This window comes from Methylocystis suflitae, assembly GCF_024448135.1.
Classification (GTDB): Bacteria; Pseudomonadota; Alphaproteobacteria; order Rhizobiales; family Beijerinckiaceae; genus Methylocystis; species Methylocystis suflitae.
Genome location: NZ_JAMRYX010000222.1, coordinates 1 through 19,104 on the forward strand (window position 1 = coordinate 1; position 19,104 = coordinate 19,104).

The 19,104-nt window shown below is 62.3% G+C and carries 19 protein-coding genes, 1 tRNA gene and 1 pseudogene; 11 read left to right on the forward strand and 10 right to left on the reverse strand.

Annotated features, from left to right (window positions below):
* Both NEI07_RS16840 and argS read right to left on the reverse strand, forming a co-directional pair.
* Window positions 1-848 (reverse strand): annotated as a pseudogene (locus NEI07_RS16840) (SPOR domain-containing protein); the annotation flags it as partial.
* A gap of 87 nt (window positions 849-935) precedes the next feature.
* Window positions 936-2,717: an arginine--tRNA ligase gene (gene argS / locus NEI07_RS16845; protein ID WP_256036158.1), complete on the reverse strand. Its 1,782-nt coding sequence runs from the start codon at window positions 2,715-2,717 to the stop codon at window positions 936-938.
* Window positions 2,718-3,098: 381 nt separating this feature from the next.
* On the opposite strand from argS, the gene NEI07_RS16850 reads away from it, so the two are divergent.
* Entirely contained in the window at window positions 3,099-3,791 is a 693-nt protein-coding gene (locus tag NEI07_RS16850) for a DUF429 domain-containing protein (protein WP_256036160.1), read from the forward strand.
* A 129-nt stretch (window positions 3,792-3,920) separates the two neighbouring features.
* On the opposite strand, the gene dgt is transcribed toward NEI07_RS16850, so the two are convergent.
* Entirely contained in the window at window positions 3,921-5,249 is a 1,329-nt protein-coding gene (gene dgt, locus NEI07_RS16855) for a dGTP triphosphohydrolase (RefSeq protein ID WP_256036236.1), read from the reverse strand.
* A gap of 190 nt (window positions 5,250-5,439) precedes the next feature.
* On the opposite strand from dgt, the gene NEI07_RS16860 reads away from it, so the two are divergent.
* From NEI07_RS16860 to NEI07_RS16875, 4 genes are all read left to right on the forward strand, one after another.
* Window positions 5,440-5,778: a HesB/IscA family protein gene (locus tag NEI07_RS16860; protein WP_256036162.1), complete on the forward strand. Its 339-nt coding sequence runs from the start codon at window positions 5,440-5,442 to the stop codon at window positions 5,776-5,778.
* A gap of 86 nt (window positions 5,779-5,864) precedes the next feature.
* Entirely contained in the window at window positions 5,865-6,773 is a 909-nt protein-coding gene (locus NEI07_RS16865) for a sugar kinase (protein ID WP_256036163.1), read from the forward strand.
* Window positions 6,774-6,864: 91 nt separating this feature from the next.
* Window positions 6,865-6,940 (forward strand) — tRNA-Asn (locus NEI07_RS16870).
* A 386-nt stretch (window positions 6,941-7,326) separates the two neighbouring features.
* On the forward strand, window positions 7,327-8,160 hold the full coding sequence (locus NEI07_RS16875; RefSeq protein ID WP_256036165.1) for a hypothetical protein: 834 nt from the start codon (window positions 7,327-7,329) through the stop codon (window positions 8,158-8,160).
* A gap of 19 nt (window positions 8,161-8,179) precedes the next feature.
* On the opposite strand, the gene NEI07_RS16880 is transcribed toward NEI07_RS16875, so the two are convergent.
* Window positions 8,180-9,376, reverse strand: coding sequence for an extracellular solute-binding protein (locus NEI07_RS16880; RefSeq protein ID WP_256036166.1), 1,197 nt, complete (start codon window positions 9,374-9,376; stop codon window positions 8,180-8,182).
* A gap of 405 nt (window positions 9,377-9,781) precedes the next feature.
* On the opposite strand from NEI07_RS16880, the gene NEI07_RS16885 reads away from it, so the two are divergent.
* Window positions 9,782-9,985 (forward strand): hypothetical protein, encoded by a 204-nt coding sequence (locus tag NEI07_RS16885; RefSeq protein WP_256036167.1) that lies wholly within the window; start codon window positions 9,782-9,784, stop codon window positions 9,983-9,985.
* Window positions 9,986-10,149: 164 nt separating this feature from the next.
* The gene (locus tag NEI07_RS16890) at window positions 10,150-10,611 is read left to right on the forward strand and encodes a peroxiredoxin family protein (protein WP_256036170.1); all 462 of its coding nucleotides are present in this window, start codon (window positions 10,150-10,152) and stop codon (window positions 10,609-10,611) included.
* A 3-nt stretch (window positions 10,612-10,614) separates the two neighbouring features.
* On the opposite strand, the gene NEI07_RS16895 is transcribed toward NEI07_RS16890, so the two are convergent.
* Entirely contained in the window at window positions 10,615-11,028 is a 414-nt protein-coding gene (locus NEI07_RS16895; protein WP_256036172.1) for a metallopeptidase family protein, read from the reverse strand.
* A 96-nt stretch (window positions 11,029-11,124) separates the two neighbouring features.
* Here NEI07_RS16895 and NEI07_RS16900 point away from each other — a divergent pair, with 96 nt between their 5' ends.
* Window positions 11,125-11,412 (forward strand): hypothetical protein, encoded by a 288-nt coding sequence (locus NEI07_RS16900; RefSeq protein WP_256036174.1) that lies wholly within the window; start codon window positions 11,125-11,127, stop codon window positions 11,410-11,412.
* Between the two features lie 26 nt (window positions 11,413-11,438).
* Here NEI07_RS16900 and leuC read toward each other — a convergent pair whose 3' ends face one another.
* Window positions 11,439-12,851: a 3-isopropylmalate dehydratase large subunit gene (leuC, locus tag NEI07_RS16905; protein ID WP_256036176.1), complete on the reverse strand. Its 1,413-nt coding sequence runs from the start codon at window positions 12,849-12,851 to the stop codon at window positions 11,439-11,441.
* Window positions 12,852-13,113: 262 nt separating this feature from the next.
* On the opposite strand from leuC, the gene NEI07_RS16910 reads away from it, so the two are divergent.
* Both NEI07_RS16910 and NEI07_RS16915 read left to right on the forward strand, forming a co-directional pair.
* Window positions 13,114-14,112, forward strand: a complete 999-nt coding sequence (locus tag NEI07_RS16910; protein ID WP_256036178.1) for a small ribosomal subunit Rsm22 family protein — start codon at window positions 13,114-13,116, stop codon at window positions 14,110-14,112.
* Window positions 14,112-14,525: a VOC family protein gene (locus NEI07_RS16915; RefSeq protein WP_123176318.1), complete on the forward strand. Its 414-nt coding sequence runs from the start codon at window positions 14,112-14,114 to the stop codon at window positions 14,523-14,525. Before NEI07_RS16910 ends, NEI07_RS16915 begins: the two co-directional genes overlap by 1 nt.
* 57 nt (window positions 14,526-14,582) lie before the next feature.
* On the opposite strand, the gene rplS is transcribed toward NEI07_RS16915, so the two are convergent.
* Window positions 14,583-14,969: a 50S ribosomal protein L19 gene (gene rplS, locus NEI07_RS16920; protein WP_014889526.1), complete on the reverse strand. Its 387-nt coding sequence runs from the start codon at window positions 14,967-14,969 to the stop codon at window positions 14,583-14,585.
* Window positions 14,970-15,211: 242 nt separating this feature from the next.
* Here rplS and NEI07_RS16925 point away from each other — a divergent pair, with 242 nt between their 5' ends.
* Window positions 15,212-15,607, forward strand: coding sequence for a hypothetical protein (locus NEI07_RS16925; protein ID WP_256036182.1), 396 nt, complete (start codon window positions 15,212-15,214; stop codon window positions 15,605-15,607).
* Between the two features lie 35 nt (window positions 15,608-15,642).
* On the opposite strand, the gene NEI07_RS16930 is transcribed toward NEI07_RS16925, so the two are convergent.
* The 3 genes from NEI07_RS16930 to NEI07_RS16940 all read right to left on the reverse strand — a co-directional run bounded on the left by NEI07_RS16930 (window position 15,643) and on the right by NEI07_RS16940 (window position 18,903).
* The gene (locus NEI07_RS16930) at window positions 15,643-15,870 is read right to left on the reverse strand and encodes a dodecin (protein WP_256036183.1); all 228 of its coding nucleotides are present in this window, start codon (window positions 15,868-15,870) and stop codon (window positions 15,643-15,645) included.
* A gap of 76 nt (window positions 15,871-15,946) precedes the next feature.
* On the reverse strand, window positions 15,947-17,455 hold the full coding sequence (locus tag NEI07_RS16935; RefSeq protein WP_256036185.1) for a YcjX family GTP-binding protein: 1,509 nt from the start codon (window positions 17,453-17,455) through the stop codon (window positions 15,947-15,949).
* A 161-nt stretch (window positions 17,456-17,616) separates the two neighbouring features.
* Window positions 17,617-18,903: a citrate synthase gene (locus NEI07_RS16940; RefSeq protein ID WP_256036187.1), complete on the reverse strand. Its 1,287-nt coding sequence runs from the start codon at window positions 18,901-18,903 to the stop codon at window positions 17,617-17,619.
* Between the last annotated feature and the right edge of the window lie 201 nt (window positions 18,904-19,104).

Sequence of the window (19,104 nt, forward strand, 5' to 3'; positions counted from 1 at the left end):
TCTTCAACCCGGCTGCCGTCCGGCCGCACAGTGACGGTTTTCACCCTCTTTGGCGCGGCAGCGGCCGGAGCCGGCTCATGCGGCAAATTGACCGGCCCGTCGCCGAGCTGCGCCGTATTCGGCGCGACCGAAGGATCCACCGCCTGTTCCTGATGAGTGACGACCTTCTGAACCGGCGCCTGCTCCCTGCGGTCTAGAACAACAGCTGCGCTGGCGTCTGGCGTGGTTTCGGCCTCAACGCTTGGCTTGACCTTCACCGGTCCTTCCGGCGCGACGATGGTTGCGATCTCGCGTGAGCCATTGGAGCCGCTGCGATGCCAGAAAGCGAAGCCGATGCTCAGAACGGCGACGAGCGAAATCGCGACGACGGCGTGCCACGGCCGGAACCAGGACCGCCAACCTTGGGAATCCTCATAATATTCATCGCTCTGGCCATAATCGAGATACTGCGAATCATCGCTCCAGCCGGCCTCGGCTTCCTGGTAGCCGGACTCGTATCCGGCCCCTTGCTGCGGGCTATAGCCCGGCGGCAAATCGCGATAGTCGGGATCAACCGGATAGGCAGGCTCCAAAAGCTGCTCCATCGACGGCTCTGGATAATATGGCGGTTCGGCCGCCACTGGCGGCGCGGCGTCATAGGATCCCCGCAGTTCAGCGGCTTGAACGCGAGCGTCGCGCGCCGCGAGAATTTGGCTGTAAGGATCCGTGGCCGCGCGGTCCTCGCGATGGACCAGCCGGGCGAGTTCGCTGAGCGGATCGTCGGCTCGTGGGGCCCGTTCCGACCCACGCAGCCGCCGCTCGAATTCGCCGAGATCGATCGCCGGGCCTCTAACGGATGTCTCGCGCATGATGCACCTCGCTCGTTGATTCCTGGGGGGCGCGAAGCAAATTGATAAGCGCGTCCTACGCCTGGCCGTGGCCGCTCAAGGCGTCGATTAGCGCATTTCGTCGGGGGCGCTCACGCCGAGCAGCCTCAAGCCTGACCCCAGGACGATCGTTAAAGAGCTAACCAACGCAACCCGAGCGATGGTTAACTCTCTCTCGTCAGACTTAACAAACCGTAATTGCGGCTGATCTTTGCCGCGATTCCAGTGCGAATGGAACACGCTCGACAGTTCGTGCAGATAAAAGGCCACCCGGTGCGGCTCATGCGCCGCCGCCGCCGCCTCGATGACCCGGGGATACTGAGCGATCATCCTGGCCAAAACAAGTTCGCCCTCGTCCGCCAAAAGGGCCAAATCCGCCTCGGCCAAGCTTACGGCCGAGAGGTCAATATCGGGAAAAGCGGCGAGCGCCTGGCGCAGCGCCGACTTCCCCCGCGCATGGGCGTATTGGACGTAAAAGACGGGATTGTCCTTCGATTGCTCGATGACCTTGGCAAGGTCGAAATCGAGCGGCGCGTCATTCTTGCGATAGAGCATCATGAATCGCACGGCGTCGACGCCGACCTCGTCGACGACCTCTCGCAATGTGACGAAGTCCCCGGCCCGCTTCGACATTTTGACCGGTTCGCCGGCGCGCATCAGCTTGACGAGCTGGCAAAGCTTGACGTCGAGCGTCACGCGCTTGTCCGAGAGCGCGGCGACCGCCGCCGTCATGCGCTTGACATAGCCGCCGTGATCGGCGCCCCAGACGTCGACAAGCGTGTCGAATCCGCGATCGATCTTGTCTTTATGATAGGCGATATCCGCCGCGAAGTAGGTCGGCGAACCGTCGGATTTCTTCAAGGCGCGGTCGACGTCGTCGCCAAAGAGCGTCGATCTGAACAGCGTCTGCTCGCGATCCTCCCAGTCGTCGGGCAATTGCCCTTTTGGCGGGGGTAAGCGGCCCTCATAGACGAGGCCTTTGGCGCGAAGCCAGTCGATGGCGGCGTCGATCGACGAGACGCCGTCCTTTTTTGCATGCAAGGCCCGCTCGGAAAAGAACGTCTCATGCGTGATGTTCAAGGCGGCAAGATCGCCGCGGATCATCTCCATCATCGCGTCGATGGCGGCGGCGCGAACGACTGGCAGCCACTCGCTCTCCGGCTTTCCAACGAGCGCCGCGCCATGCGCTTTGGCGAGCGCCTCGCCGACGGGTTTCAGATAGTCGCCCGGGTAGAGCCCCTCGGGAATCGTGATCGCCTCGCCCAGGGCTTCGCGGTAGCGAAGAAAAACGGAGCGCGCCAGGACGTCGACCTGGGCGCCGGCGTCATTGATGTAATATTCGCGCGTCACCTCGCAGCCCGAAAAGGCCAAGAGATTTGCGAGCGCGTCGCCGAAGACGGCGCCCCGTCCGTGGCCGACATGCATCGGCCCCGTCGGATTGGCCGAGACATATTCGACATTGACCTTGCCCTGCAGAGCGCTTGACCGGCTCTTGACGACGCGGCCGAAATTCTGCGGATCGCGCAACACGGCGCGAAGAACGTCAGCGAAAATCTTCGGCTTGAGGCGGATATTGATGAAGCCCGGTCCAGCGACTTCCGCGCTCGCGACGTTCTCCGTCTCAGCAAGCGCGAAGCAAATCGCCACCGCCAGTTCGCGCGGAGAGGCGAAATGCGGCTTCGCCTCCTTGGCGAAGACCATGGCGGCGTTCGACGCGAGATCGCCCAGCGTTGCGTCCTTTGGCGGCTCGACGACGAAACGCGCGTGATCGAGACTGGGCAGCCGGCCGTCGGCCGCGATGCGATCGAGAATGGCGGCGATGCGAGCGTGAAAGTCGTCGAAAATGTTCATGGAGGTCCAGAGCGGGAAGGGTTGCGCGGCGGTTTAGCAGACTGCTGCGCCACGCGCACCTTCTGTCCCGGGGAGTTATAGCGAGGCCCCCGCCGCTTCGCCGACGGCCTCCCATCAGGTCCATACCGCGCGTTCGTCGGTCAATTCAGCTCAAACCAACGCATAGAGGCGCAATTTGGAGGATGAATTTCGACCCGCAAAAGGCCAGAAGTTTCAAACCCTTCACGCAGCCTAATCCGAAAGGTGCGTTGAAAAATTCAAGAAGCGCACGGCGCTTATTCGTCCTAAAATTGATGGGTGTTGAGAGACGCGACTCGAAGCCCCCGCAGCGTTGCGGAAGGCTGGCTGGTAAAGTGATCTGTCTACGGCTGGGGCTGCATAATGTGCGGAGATCGCGAAGGCATCTATCTCGGCTTTGACCCTGGAGGCTACGGCAAATTTGGGGTCGCCATTGTCGACGGAAACTGCGTCAAAGCCTCCACTGTCAGCACTGTGGACGATGCGATGAAGTGGGCGGTCGACGAGTGTGGAACGCAGCAGCCGAAGGCGGCAGGGATCGACACATTGTTGCATTGGGCAACCTGCAGGAGCGGCATGCGCCCATGCGATAAGCTACTTCGTGCTCGGTATCCCGAAGCGCAGAACAGCATCATGTCGCCGAACAGTCTGTTTGGAGCGATGGCAATTGGTGGAATGGCGCTGGCCCTTAGGCTGCGCCACAAATGGCCGGGGCTTGTGTTGAACGAGGCTCACCCCAAGGTGCTTTTGCACGCACGGTTCAAACGATACGAGCCAAAGGATTCGCAGTCTGTTGAAATGGCGATTCGGTGCTTTTTACGTCGAGGATATTACACCGAGTCGAATATCGAAACAGAGCACGAGCTGGACGCTGCTCTCTCCGCATGGGCCACAAAAAAAGGACTTGCTGAGGATTGGGTAGACATCGTTGGAGACCGGAACAACCTACTATTTCCCGCAGGAGACGTTCGGTATCTGTGGTGCGAAGCACTTGAACCGTGCGACGTCTCCTTCTTATCCGACTCGATTCCACAGGTGGCCGGTGGCTCGGAGTGATATGAAACCCGTTTGAACGGCTCCCATTTCATTCCCGACGTGCGGAAAGCGCGCGATGGGAATCTGGAGCAAAACCGGGCTTCCGAAACGGCTCACTCCCGGTCAGGCCCTTCGGAATGACATGGTCCCTCACCCCCCAAACACCCGCTTAACTTCATTCAGCGCATAGCGGTCGGTCATGCCGGCGATATAATCGGCGACCACCACAGCACGATCGGCGTCCTCCAGCGCGACGGCCTGCGCCGCCCACTCCGGGGGCATCAGCTCCGGGTTCTCAAAAAACGCCGGAAACAGCCGCGAAATCGCATCGCGCGCGCGCTCCCAGACGCCCAAGACCTTCTCGTGCCGATACATGTTGGCGAAGAGGAAAGCCTTGATGTCGCGCTCGGCTTCGGCCATCGGCGGCGAGAGACGGACGATGGCTTCGCCCGCCCGCCGCGCTTCATCGGCGCTCGCCGGCGAGATGCGCGCCAGACGCCGCAGCGATTCGTCGATCGAATCCTCGACGAAGGCGGTGATGACGCGGCGCACCAGCTCATGGATGACGCGCTGACGCTCGAGGCCGGGATGTTCGTCGCGGACACGCGCGAGCACCCCGGCAATGAAGGGCGTGCGCGCGATGTCGTCGAGCGAAAACAGTTCGGCGCGCAATCCGTCGTCGATGTCATGGCCGATATAGGCGATATCGTCGGCCTGCGCCGCGGCCTGCGCCTCGATGCTGGCGAATGTCGAGAGATCGAGCGGAAAGCTCGCGTCGAACGCCGCGATGTAGCGCGACAGCGGACGGCCTTTCGCCGCGCCAGCAATTGGCGGCTCCTCATCCTGAGGAGCGCCTGAAAGGCGCGTCTCGAAGGACGAGGAGCCGTCCGATTCTGAATCGCTTCTTTCCCTCGTCCTTCGAGACGCGAGCTTCGCTCGCTCCTCAGGATGAGGGAAAGATGGATCGGGATCTGCATCGCGCTTCAAGAGCGGCCCATTGTGCTTTACGAGGCCCTCCAGCGTCTCCCAGGTCAGATCGAGACCGTCGTAGCGCGCGTAACGGCGCTCCAGCAGCGTCACGACGCGCAGCGCCTGAGCATTGTGATCAAACCCGCCATAGGGCGCCATGCAGGCCTCGAGCGCGCCCTCGCCGGCGTGGCCGAACGGCGTATGGCCAAGGTCATGGGCGAGCGCCACGGCTTCCGCGAGATCCTCGTCGACGCGCAGCGCGCGGGCGAGCGCGCGGGCGATCTGCCCGACCTCGATCGTATGGGTGAGGCGGGTGCGAAAATGATCGCCGTCGAGCGGCACGAAGACCTGCGTCTTGTGCGCGAGGCGGCGAAAGGCGGTGCAGTGGATGATTCGGTCGCGATCGCGCTGGAATTCGCTACGCGTCGGCGATGGCGCCTCCGCATAGAGCCGGCCGCGCGAGCGCGCGGCGTCGCTGGCGTATGCCGCGAGAGGGCCACGAACCGCCATATGCGCGCCTTTCATTGAAACGCCTCAGGTTTGGACCTATCTTGCAACAGGGAGCATATCCCGCAAACCGCTTGGCTTGGCGCGGAATGGGATATGCCGAAATTAAAATTTCGAGCGAGTTTCTTTCTATCGGGCGTTCCGCCCGCAGTAACTCGCGACGGCCCGCGCAGGCAAAGTGACGGAGAAACGGATGACGACGGCGGCAAGCGATATCGCGCTCACCGATCAGGCGGCGCGGCGCATTCACGCGATCCTCGCCAATGAGTCGCCCGGCGCGGTGTTTCGCGTTTCAGTCGAGGGCGGCGGTTGCTCCGGCTTCCAATATCATTTCGCCGTGGAGTCCGCCCCGGGCGCGGAGGACGCGCTCCTTGAGCACGCCGGCGCCCGGGTCGCGATCGACCCCGCGTCCATTGGCTTTCTCGTCGGCGCCAGAATCGACTTTGTCGACGATCTGATGGGACAGTCCTTCCGCGTCGATAATCCCAACGCCGTCGCCTCCTGCGGCTGCGGCACCAGCTTTTCAGTCTGACGCCACAGCCTTGGTTGCAGGCGGGAGTCACGCTGCCGCGGGTCATTCCGCGGCGACCGCTCTGCGCCATCTTGGGAGTTTCAGCCTTGGACGCCCTCTTTATCGGCCATGCCTATATCGACGTCACCATGCGCGCGCCGCGCATGCCCTTGGGCGACCAAAAGGCGTTAGCGCGCGACTATGCGGTGAGTTTCGGCGGCAACGCTGTCACCGCCGGCTTCGCCTGCGCCAAGCTCGGGCATCCCGTCGATCTCTTGACCACGCTCGCGCCCGACTGGCTCGGCCACATGTTCATGGACATGGCCCATACCTACGGGATCGATGTCCATCCGCGACGGGTGGCGCGCTCGTCGCTGTCGTTCATCTGGCCCAATGACGGCAAGCGGGCGATCTTGCGCGCGCGCGACGACACGTATCTGCAGGGCGTTCCGCGCCTCGACATTTCGGAAACGCGACTTCTCCATCTCGACGGGCATATGGCAGACGCCGCGCTCCATTACGCGAAGGGGGCTCGGGCGCGCGGCGCTCTCGTCTCGCTTGACGGCGGCGCGCTGCGGCCCTGCATCGAGGAGCTGACGGGTTACGTCGACGTCGCGGTGGTGGCCGAAAAGCTTTGCGAGCAAATGTCCTTGTCGGAACTCGACATGCTCGGCTGGCTGAAATCCAAGGGCTGCCGGATCGGCGGGGTGACGACCGGCGAAAAGGGCATGTTGTGGTACGATGAGGAGGGCGAGATTTCGCAGATGCCCTCGCTCGCCGTGCCGCACGAGATCATCGTCGATACGTCGGGCGCTGGCGACGTCTTTCACGGGGCCTATTGCGCCTCTTATCTCGAGCGGCCGGACGCGCCCTGGCGCGAACACTTTGAATTCGCCCGCGCCGCGTCGGCGCACAAAATCCAGCATCTCGGCAATGAGGCGGGGCTGCCCTCGCCTGACGACGTCGCCGCGGCGCTCGCGGCCTTTGCGCCGGCGGACGCGCTCAGCCCGGTTTGAGCACATCCCGCGACGCCGACATTTATGCACGACGGAGTCGCCGAGGCGGGCTTGGCAAACCGCCGCCCGCCTTGTATACGCGGGACCACATTCCCCGATAGCTCAGCTGGTAGAGCACGCGACTGTTAATCGCTAGGTCGTAGGTTCGAGTCCTACTCGGGGAGCCATCACAATCAAATGTATGCGTTTTGAATTGCGGCGAGGCTTGCGCTCGTCCGGCCCGCGCTCGTCGACCCATTTTTCCGCTGCTACTTCTCCCGAAGGGCCGCCCTACCCCGCCTGATGATTGCTCATTCTCATCGCGCGCGCCCGCCGGCGTCGTGGCGTCGCGCCCTCCCCAAGCGATGCGCGCCCGCGGGCTACTTTCAGCGCGCCCAGCGCGTCGTCCCTCGGAACATGGCGGCAGGAACTGTTTGAGGCAGGGAACCAAGTCCTTTGACGAAAGATCAATGGGTTCGTGCAAGCGCCATGAGTTGCCATTTGCTGGAGCAAGACGATGTTTGCAGTATTGGCCTGCGTTCGTCGGGCATTGAAAATACGTGAGGGCCCGATGATGGCCATTCTGAACAGAAAAACCCTGGCGGCGGCGCAGCTCGTGGCGGGTACCGCTCTCCTTGTGCTGATCGGCCCCCCGTCCGCCGAACCGGGGCCAAGCGCCAGTTGGGCTTTGGAAGCGGGATATGAGCCGCAACAGATCGCTCGCCGTGAGTCTTCTCGCCATCGCGGCGTTCGCCGTCAATTCGAGGAGAACGCTAGGGAAGAAACGCTCGAAGACGCTACATCCGCGAGCAGCAGCGGGGCTCTGGCGGCGGCGCTGGCCTCCTGCGAAAAGGACTCGAATGGAACGGCAAGCTTAACATTGCCAGGCGCCAAGGGCGCGATCAAATTGGACAGCTGCTATCGCGGGCGCGAGAAATTCGTTTGCAGCCTTAATACGCTCTTGGATGAAGCCAAAAAGCTCAACAGCGAGTTCGCACACATCATCGAGGCTAAATATCCAGCGGTCAGCAGCGTCGATGCGATCTGTCGCATCAAACCCGACGCGCTTTCGGCGGATTTGACAAAGGCGGGCACTTTCGGTGCGAGATTTAAAGACTTGAGGGCCGAATACGATCGGAGCATCGGCTGCGCCATGAAGGTCGAGCAAAATCTGAAACAGGTGAATTTGGGCGATATGCCCCACTCGGCGGAAATATTGAAGTCGATGAACGACACGCTTGAGGCTGACTTGAAGGATGTCGCCGCCACAAGACAACAGATTTTCGATCTCAACGAGAAAATGCAGGCGTCGCAGAAGGCCATTGTAACGATCGAAAAGCTTCGTCCAACAATGTGTCTCTCGACAAGCGCCGCGGGCGCTGAAAAGCCTGTCAGCGGAGGCCAGTAGGCGCCCGACGCCCAGGTTTTTAGAAGGTAGATGACTTGGCCGGCTTGGAGACACGCCGGCCCATTCCCCACATCGTGGCTCCCCTTCCGATCGGCGTTCCTTCGCGACTGATCGTCTGTTCGGCCGGGCGCGCGCCATCATCGAGTTGAGGAGCGATCAGACGTTTCATCATGGCGGCGTCCGGATATATCGACTTGTTTCTTGAGATGCTCCCATCGACCAAGGATTTCGAGGCGAGGACGCCATTGGCGACGCCAATGAAATTCGTATTGCGGGCGGCGATTTCAGGCTGCAGCAGGAAGTCGATGAATTTATATGCTTCTTCGACATGTGGCGCGTCCGCCGGTATGACGAGATTGTCGAGTCGAATAGGAGCGCCCTCCCGGGGGATGAAAAAGTCGATCTCGACGAATTCCTCCACCATGCCGGCTGTGTGGCGGGCGCGCAGGCTATCCAGGGAATAGCCGACCGCGACGCAGACGTCGCCATTGACCAGCGCGTTGACATAATCGCGCGAGACAAGGCGTTTGCCGTCGCGCCGGAGGGCGGTCAAAAGCTCGGCGGCGCGCCCGACGTCCGTGCGTCGATCCAAACCCGGCGAAAGTCGCCAGTTGGACCATAGATATTGCAGCGCCGCAGCAGACAAATCCTCAGGACTGTCCAGTATCCCCACCCCGCAGGTCGAAAGTTTCTTTAAATTTTTTTGGTTGAACAGTAAGCCCCATGAGTCGAACGAGGAATGCGCCAGCGGCGGAGCCTTGCCCATGAGTTCCCTGACCTTTACGACGTCGTAGGCGATCCCCATCGCAAACCAGGCATAATTGACGGCGTGTTCGTTCCCGGGATCATAGGTGGCAAGGCGCTCCATAATCTCCGGCCAAAGATTGACGGCGTTTGGAAGCTTGCTCTTGTCGAGCTTCTGATAGAGGCCCCTGGCGATCTGCTTTCGCAGCACACCGCTCGAGACGATGACGACGTCAAAAGCGCGGTTCCCAGGCTGAAGCGTTTTTTCTAGGTTCTCGTCAGAACTATAGCTTTCGTATGTCACCCGGATGCCCGTCGTCCGGGTGAAATCTGTAAGCACGCGGGGATCGACGTAGTCGCCCCAACCCAAAACGTTGACGATCCTTTCTTGGCTGATTGCGGGAAAGACGCAGCAAGAGAACGACAACGCGAGGCTGCTCAGCGCGACCCTTAGGACGCTTGTGGGACTCATCGGGGAACGCTCTGATCTCTCTCTGTGGAGAACCCCATGGCGGGCGTCTTGAAAGCCAATATCTATGCGCCTCTGCAATCGCGGCAATGCGCAAGCGGAATATCCACGACATGCCAGCTAAAGCGCGGACGGCGCCGTCGGGGCGATTCAGCGCATCCAGGCCGAACGCTTGACCCGAAAGGACGAGACTGACATCAACTCGTCAGCCGAGAGAGAGAGACCCGAATTGAGGAGCGCGCGCTCATGCGATCGCGCCAAATTTCACCGGAAAAAGCCTCGCCGCGTCGGCCGCTACGCGTGCGCTATCGTCATTGGGTTTTCAGATTCCCATTCGTGCGAAATTATCGTGGGATGGTGGTTGGCCGCACGATCCTCTTTAAAGGGGACGAATCGGATGTCTCACCGATGCTCTTTCGGCATGAGCTCATTCATCAGGAGCAGATCGATCGGCACGGGATCGCGCGTTTCTATCTCATCTATCTTCGCGATTATCTTTTGAACCTCTGGCGCTTGCGCAATCACGACGCCGCCTACCGCAATATTCCGTTTGAAAGGGAAGCTTTCGAACGCCAACATGAAACGGGTCAAGACGACGATCGACGAATGTGATCCTGTGATATGAATTTCTATTGATCCATTCGCTGGGCGTGTCATTCCCGGCAGTCGAAGGACTGACCGGGAATCCAGAGCTGAATCAACAACGCTGGCTTTGCTCTGGATTCCCGATCGCGCGTCGCGCGTCGGGAATGACCGCGGGTGTTTGGGAGGCATAGGTGCAGGCGCCGGAACTTGCTGTGTGGCGCTGGTTTAATACGCCCGCGCCGATCACGCTCGCGGCGTTGCGCGGGCGCGTGGTCCTGCTGCACGCATTCCAAATGCTGTGTCCCGGTTGCGTCGCGCATGGCACGCCGCAAGCGCAGCGCGCGCATGTGCTGTTCCGCGACTCCGACCTCGCCGTCATCGGCCTGCATACCGTGTTCGAACATCACGCGGCGATGACGCCCGTGTCGCTCGAAGCCTTCATCCATGAATATCGGCTGACATTTCCCATCGGCGTCGATCAGCCCTCAGAGAACGGGCCGATTCCCGTCACCATGGCGCGCTATGAAATGCGCGGAACGCCAACAGCGATCCTGATCGGTCGCGACGGGCGCATCCGTCATCACGGCTTTGGACAAGAGGACGACTTGGCGATCGGCGCCATCATCGGAACGCTGCTCGCGGAACCCGCCTAGATCCTATTCGGCGCGCCGTTCAATCTCCTCCATATCGTCGTCGGTCAATCCGAAATGATGGCCGATCTCATGCACGAGCACATGGGTGACGATCGCTTCGAGTGTGTCTTCGCTATCCGCCCAATAGTCGAGTATCGGTCGTCGATAGAGCCAGATCATATTCGGCTGCTCGCCCGTCTCGGAGAGATGCGCCCCCTGCGTGAGGCCCCGCCCGCGAAACAGTCCCAGTAGATCGAACTCGCTTTCGCATTGCATGTCGTCGAGCGTTTCATCGTCAGGAAAATCCTCGACGCGAATGACGAGGCCCTCGCACAGGCGCGTGAAGCGTTGCGGCAGAGCGGCGTAGGCCGCGTCGGCGAGCGCTTCGATATCGGCAAGCGTCGGCGCTTTGATGCGGCTCCATTCCTGTCGAGTCATCGTCAGTCACCTTGCGCGCGAAACGGCGCGGCTGCGCAGGAACAATCTGCTGGGATGCAATGTTCAGGCAAGGATCATTGTTGGGAGGAGATACTCATGAACAAGCTATTGATCGCGGCGCTTACGCTTGGCGCAGCCGGATTCGTGAGTTCCGCAATTTCGGCGCCCGCCGCCGCGCGCCTGACGTCTAGCTCGCATGTTCTGATGCAGAAGGCGGACGATCGCCAGCAGAACCAGATAGACGAGCGCGCTGATCAGCAGCGCCAGGGCGAGTGGTGGGGTCGCGGCGCTCCCTCCTGGCGCGATCCGCGTCCGTGGAGCGACGACGAGTGGCGCCGCAATCCCGATTGGGACGAAGAAGGGACAGGTCCGGACGAGGACTGATCCCGTTTGCTTTTAGAGTCGCCAGCTTATCTCCAGCCGCGAACATCAACCAGGCGTCCAGCGATGGCCGCCGCCGCCGCCATCGCCGGCGAAACGAGATGCGTGCGGCCCTTGAAGCCCTGCCGCCCCTCGAAATTGCGATTGGACGTCGACGCGCAGCGCTCGCCCGGCGCTAAACGGTCGGGATTCATCGCGAGGCACATGGAGCAGCCGGGCTCCCGCCATTCGAAGCCGGCGGCGGTGAATATCTTGTCGAGACCCTCCGCTTCCGCCTGCGCCTTGACGAGGCCCGATCCCGGCACAACCATCGCGTTGATGCGATCGGCGACGCTCTTTCCCTCGACCATCTTCGCCGCCGCGCGCAGATCTTCGATACGGCCGTTCGTGCAGGAGCCTATGAACACGCGGTCGATCTCGATGTCGGTGATGCGTTCGCCGCCCTTGAGGCCCATATAGTCGAGCGCGCGTTCGATCGCGGCGCGCTTTTGCGGGCTCTTCGCGCTGTCGGGCGTGGGCACGAATCCGTCGACCGTCGCGACGTCTTCGGGCGACGTGCCCCAGGTCACAATCGGCGGCAGATTGCTCGCGTCGAGCCTGACGATCTTATCGAAATGCGCGCCCTCGTCCGTATACAGCGTCTCCCAATATTGGCGGGCCATGTCGAACGCTTCGCCCTTTGGACCTTTTGGGCGGTCCTTCAGATAAGCGAACGTCTTCTCATCCGGCGCGATGAGCCCAGCGCGGGCGCCGCCTTCGATCGACATGTTGCAGACGGTCATGCGGCCTTCCATCGACAGGTCGCGGATCGCCTCGCCTGCATATTCGATGACGTGACCGGTGCCGCCGGCCGTGCCGATCTTGCCGATGATGGCGAGGATGATGTCTTTCGCGGTGGCGCCGTCGGCGAGCTTGCCGTCGACCTGCACCAGCATATTGGCCGCCTTCTTCTGGATCAGCGTCTGGGTTGCGAGCACATGCTCGACTTCCGACGTGCCGATGCCATGCGCGAGCGCGCCAAAAGCGCCGTGAGTCGAAGTATGACTGTCGCCGCAGACGATCGTCATGCCGGGCAGAGTGAAGCCTTGCTCGGGGCCGACGATATGCACCACGCCTTGGCGCCGGTCGTGCTCGTCGTAATATTCGACGCCAAACTCGCGCGCGTTGAGCGCAAGCTGTTCCACCTGCGCCTTGCTCTCGGAGTCTTCAATCGGCAACGAGCGATCGGTCGTCGGCACATTATGATCGACGACGGCGAGCGTCTTTTGCGGGGCGCGCACCGACCGGCCCATCATGCGCAAGCCTTCGAAGGCCTGCGGACTCGTCACTTCATGCACGAGATGGCGGTCGATATAGAGCAGGCACGCGCCGTCATCCTGGCGCTCGACCACATGGTCGTCCCAGATCTTGTCGTAAACGGTGCGGGGCGCGGCTTTGGACATTATCTCTTCCTCTTGCCGGCTTCTCGCATCCGGCTCGCTGGTTTGATTTCCTCATCCTGAGGAGCGGCGCAGGCCGCATCTCGAAGGGCAAAGAAATCACGGGCGACGCCCTCGTGCGTCGAGACCACTCCGGCCTCATCAGCATGAGGCCGACTGCAATTGGCCGACTCTCATCGTCTCCCTTGAATTGAGGCTGTTCTACCCGTAACGCAAGCTGCATGGAAGAGAGTTCACGGCGCGGCCCTCCCCGAGTCCATAAGCGATGAGTCTGCCCTCCCCGGAGCTTCCTGCGCCGCTTGCGGCGGCAATCGAGGCGAGGCTTGACGGCCTCTCTCATACCGCGTTGCGCGACAGAGCCCGCCAGCTGTCGGAGCGCTATCGGTCCCAAAAACCGACGATCGAAACGATCCGCGACGAGGCGGACGCCTTGGCCTATGCGGTGACGCGCATGCCCGCGACTTACGCCGCCATCGTGAGGACGCTCGGACGGCTCGACGAGGAGCGCCCCCAATTTGCGCCCAAGCGCGCGCTCGACGTTGGCTGCGGTCTTGGCGCTGGCTCCCACGCCGCGGCGACCGTGTGGCCCAGCATCGCCGAGATTGCGCTCATCGACCGCAGCGCGCTCTTCCTGAACCTTGCGACTGGTCTGATGCAGGAAAGCGGCGTCGCTGCAGCGGTCGAAGCGAGCTTGGCCGATTTCGCCAAGCCGCAGGCGGGTGATGACGCCCCGTTCGACCTCGTCGTCGTCGGCTACGCACTTACTGAAATCGCCGAAGCCGACCTCACCGTCGTCATCGACCAGCTTTGGTCGCGCACGAGCGGCGCGCTTGTCCTCGTCGAGCCGGGGACGCCTCGCGACCATGCCCGGCTGATGGTCGTCCGCAGCCGGCTGATCGCGCTCGGCGCGAACATTATCGCGCCCTGTCCGCACCAGGCGCCCTGCCCTTTGCCGGCGAACGACTGGTGCCATTTCTCGGTCCGGCTGCCACGGCGACGCGCGCACAAATTGGTCAAAGGCGCCGACGCGCCCTTCGAGGACGAGAAGTTCGCCTATCTCGTCGCGGGGCGGTCCGGCGGGACGCCGCCATGGGCGCGCGTCATCGCCCCGCCCCGCGTGAGCAAGGCGGGTATTTCCCTAAAGCTCTGCGCGGATAAAGCATTCGAAGAGACATTCATTCCCAAGCGCGACAAGGCGCGCTACGAAAAGATCAGGAAAAAAGACTGGGGCGATCCGCTGTGCGCCCCGGCGGAGGAAATTTGATGAAACAGCCACGTCCGAGGGTCGCGCCCTATCTGACCGTCAGCCCCGCCGCCGCAGCCATCGCTTTTTACACCGGCGCCTTCGGCGCCCAGCAGCGGGCCCTCATGCCGTCGGTCGACGGGCTGCGCATCGCCCACTGCGAACTGCTGATCAACGGCGGCTCGGTGATGCTCGCCGACATCTTTCCCGAATTTGGCCAGACCCGCGTGCCCATGCCCGGCGAGCACGTGACCGTCTCCATCAGCCTCGAATACGACAAGGCGCAGGAGGTCGACGACATTTGCGCGCGCGCCACCAAGCTCGGCGGCAAGGTCGAGACGGCCCCAACCAATTCTTTCTGGGGGACGCGCTACGCCTCCTTGCGCGACCCGTTCGGCCACCGCTGGATCCTTAACGCGCCGCTCGAGACCTAAAAAAGAGCCGCCCGAAACCGGGCGGCTGCGGACGGCGGCATTCTCCGAAAACTGTCGTTATTTACCTGCGGCCGCCTTCGGCTTGGTGTCGATGCGCTCGGCGATGCGGGCGGACTTGCCGCGGCGATCGCGCAGATAATAGAGCTTGGCGCGGCGCACCTTGCCGCGGCGGACGAGCTTGATCGAGTCGATCAGCGGCCCATGGATCGGGAAGACGCGCTCGACGCCCTCGCCATAGGAAATCTTGCGGACGGTGAAGCTCTCGTTCAGCCCGCCGCCCTGGCGGGAGATGACGACGCCTTCATAAGCCTGAATGCGCGCGCGCTCGCCTTCCTTCACCTTGACGTTGACGATCACCGTATCCCCCGGCCGAAACTCGGGGATTTTTTTGCCCTCGATAAGCTTGGCGGCATGTTCCGCCTCGAGCTGCTCGATAATGTTCATAACGAAAACTCCTGCCGTTTCGTCTTAGCCGTAGGGGGCCGACGAGCGTTTCGGAACGCTGTTCTAGTTGAGGCCCGGTCCATAGCTGAAAGGCGGCGCTTTGTCGAGCCGTCGGGGGTCGGACGCAACCGTCAAGCTGCGGCAATGCGCGCAGAGCGATCGTCACAGACATTCCCGACGATGGCCTTATATAGTGCTCCCCGGGGGCGCTGGCGTTTCAAGCGAAAAGGGAGAGACGCGACATGACCCAGCAGGAAGAGCGGCGCAACGAAAGCGCGCAACCCGCCGAAGCGGCGGCCGAGGTTGCAGCGGAAGGCCGGCGGCGGCTGGAAGATTTCACCGAAGCGCGCACCGAGATCTGGGACTGTCTGCAGGACGCCAACCGCGTCTTGATGGAGCGCATGCAGCAGGAAGCGGCGTTGACGGCGGAACTGGCCTCAAAGCTCACGGCCGCGCGCTCCCTATCGGAGACTACGACGGTTCTACAGGATTGGACGAGCAAACATATCGAGATGACGACGGAGGACACGCGCCGCCTGGTCTCCGACGCACAACAAATGTTCAGCGCAGGCGCACGCTTCTGGTCGAACGCCGCGCAAACCGGAAGCCCTGAAACGGCCGGTCGATTTTCGTCCTAACGACGACGAAGCGGAAGCCCTCAGCGGCTTCCGCTTTATCCCACGCTCTCGTCTTCGCGGTCGAGCGTGAAGCCGACCTTCAGCACCACCTGATAATCGCTCACCGCGCCCTTATTGATGTTGCCGCGAATCTGAGCGACTTCGAACCAACGCAAGTTACGCAAGGTTTCGCCGGCGCGCTTGAGCGCTGCGGCCACGGCGTCCTCGACGCTGTCCGGGGAGGAGCCGACGAGTTCGACGACCTTATAGACATGACCTTCCATATGAAGCTCCCTCAATTCAGATGTCGAATGGCTTTGCCTTGCATAGGTAGCGCGGACTTCGCCGCCGACAGCGCCGTCAGCTCAATCGGTCGCCGAAAAGAAACTCCATCGCTCGATCAAGCCTGATATGCGGCAATGGCAGCGGCTTCTGGTCGGCGCCCAGCATCACGGCCGGCGGCCTGAATTTGAGAAAGCGGAAGTCGGCCTCTTCATCGGAAACGGCCAGCGCCTCGCCTTTAAACACGTCGCGCGGATCCGCCGGCAACTCGCCGGGGAAAATGGCGCCTTCCGCCACGCCGTCGAAAGTCTCGTGGCCTATGCGCTCCCCCGCGACCGGCGTGCCGACAATGGCCGAAAGCTTTTCGCCCTCATGCCGCACCATCGCTTCGCGGGTGGCGCGCACGGCGGCGAGCGCGATCACGTCGATCGAGGCGCCTACCCCCTCAGCGCGCTCGATGGCGCGGGCGGTCAGGTGACGCAGGATCGCTTCGAGCCGGTCATGGCTCGTGTGATGCAGATGGTCGGCCTTTGTCGCCGCGAAGAGAATGCGGTCGATCTTCGGGCGAAAGATCGTGGAGAACAGATTGGCGCGGCCGGTGCGAAACGCCGTAAGCACGCCGGTCAGCGCCGTCTCCAGGTCGCGCACCGCCTCAGGGCCGGAATTGAGCGCCGCAAGCGCGTCGACGAGCACGATCTGCCGATCGAGCCGCGCGAAATGATCCCGAAAGAACGGCCGCACGACCTGCGACTTGTAGGCCTCGTATCGTCGCTCCATTTCGCGCCCAAGGCTGCGATAGGGCAACTCCTCGCTCTCCGACACGGGAAGCGGCGCGAATGTCAGCGCCGGCGACCCTTCGAGATCGCCCGGCATCAGAAACCGTCCCGGCGGCAGGCTCGAGAGCGCGAAACGCTCGGAGCGCGCCAGACGCAGATATTGGGTGAAGGCCTGCGCCAGCTTCTGCGCGGTTTCTTCGTCGTAGCGCGCTTTGACGTCCGTCTGCGCGGTCAGGCCCCGCCACTCGCTTGCGATCATCGCCCGCGCGGAGGCGCTCGCGGCGTCGAGCGTCTCGTGAGACCATTGCGCATAGGATTTGCCAAGGAGCGGCAGATCGAGCAGCCATTCGCCGGGATAATCGACGATGTCGATGTCGAGTCGCGTTGGGCCCTGGCCGAAGCCTTTGCGCAGCGACCAGCCCTTCGAGCGATATTCCAGCGTCACCCGCAGTTCGGAGATGCGCCGCGTCGATTGCGGCCAATGCCGGTCGAGCCCGGTGAGCGCCGCGAGATGCTCCTCATACGCGAAGCGCGGAACGCTGTAATCTGGCTGCGGATCGAGATGCGCCGAGGTAATGCGGCCTTCGGCGAGCGCGCGAAACACCGGGAGCTGAGTCTTGCTCTCGCCGCCCTTTTCCGGGCGCGCCGCTATCGCCCGCGTCAAATGGTGCACGAGCGCGGTGATGAAGACGGTCTTGCCGGCGCGCGACAGGCCGGTGACGCCAAGCCGCAGGCGCCCGCCCGCGAGAAAGTCGGCGACGCTCTCGGTGGCGATGCGCGTTTCGAACAGCAGATCGGATAATTGCGACAAGGGCGCTCCGGGTCCGCCGACCTATAGCATCACGTCGCGTCCCTTCAAGAGACGCTGGTGACAACATGTCGCGCTGCAAACCGAGGTGAAGGCTGGCCAGAACGATTCCGCGCCAGATTGGAATGAAGATTATGCTGGCGCCCGCGGCACGACGCGCGTCATCACCGCTTCGACATCGGCACGTAGTCGCGCTGCTTCTCGCCCGTATAGAGCTGGCGCGGACGACCGATGCGCGAACCCTGATCCTCGATCATCTCCTTCCACTGGGCGATCCAGCCGACGGTGCGCGCGACCGCGAACAACACGGTAAACATCGCCGTCGGGAAATTCATCGCCTTGAGCGTGATGCCAGAATAAAAGTCGATATTGGGATAGAGTTGTTTCTCGATGAAATAATCATCGTGCAGCGCGATGCGCTCGAGTTCCAGCGCGACGTCGAGCAGATCGTCCTTGACGCCGAGTTCGTTCAACACTTCGCGCGTCGTGCGCTGCATGATCTTGGCGCGCGGGTCATAGTTCTTATAAACGCGGTGGCCGAAGCCCATGAGGCGGAACGGATCGTTCTTGTCCTTGGCGCGCGCGATGAACTGCGGAATGCGGTCCGGCGTGCCGATTTCGGCGAGCATTTTGAGCACCGCTTCATTGGCGCCGCCATGCGCCGGCCCCCACAGCGAGGCGATGCCCGCCGCGATGCAGGCAAAAGGATTCGCCCCCGACGAGCCAGACAGTCGAACGGTCGAGGTCGACGCGTTCTGTTCGTGATCGGCGTGCAGGATGAAGATCCGGTCGAGCGCGCGCGACAGCACGGGATTGACTTTATATTCCTCGCAGGGAACCGCGAAGCACATGCGCAGGAAGTTCGACGTGTAGTCGAGATCGTTCTTTGGATAAACGAACGGCTGGCCGATCGAATATTTATAGGCCATCGCCGCGAGCGTCGGGATCTTCGCGATCATGCGCGTCGAGGCCACCATGCGCTGGGTGGGATCGGCGATGTTCGTCGAGTCGTGATAGAAGGCCGAGAGCGCGCCCACGGAGGCGACCATCACCGCCATCGGATGCGCGTCGCGGCGGAACCCCTGGAAGAACCGCGCCATCTGCTCATGCACCATTGTGTGGCGCGTGATCCGATAGTCGAAATTCGCCTTCTCAGCGGCGGACGGCAATTCTCCATAGAGCAGCAGGTAGCAGGTTTCGAGAAAGTCGCCATGCTCGGCGAGCTGTTCGATCGGATAGCCGCGATAGAGCAGAACGCCGGCTTCGCCGTCGATAAATGTGATCTTCGATTCGCATGACGCGGTCGCGGTGAATCCAGGATCGAAGGTGAACATGCCGGTTTCGGCATAGAGATTGCGGATGTCCGCAACGGACGGCCCCAGCGTGCCGTCCTTGATCGGCAAATCGACCGATCCGTCGCCGACTGTGAAGACAGCATTCTTCTCCGGCATACCCGCTCCCCTCTCAACCGCCCCGCGCTCGCAACGAGCCGGATCGCGGCGCGACGCGCGCGAACGCTATGCATGAATTGCGTCACATTCGCGATGTCGTCGCTTTCACGCGCACGCCGATGCATTGCATTCGGTTTGTTGTGCGGCGCAAAAAGCTATATCAACCGCAAAGGCTGTCAAGCGCGCCACGCGTTTCGCGCG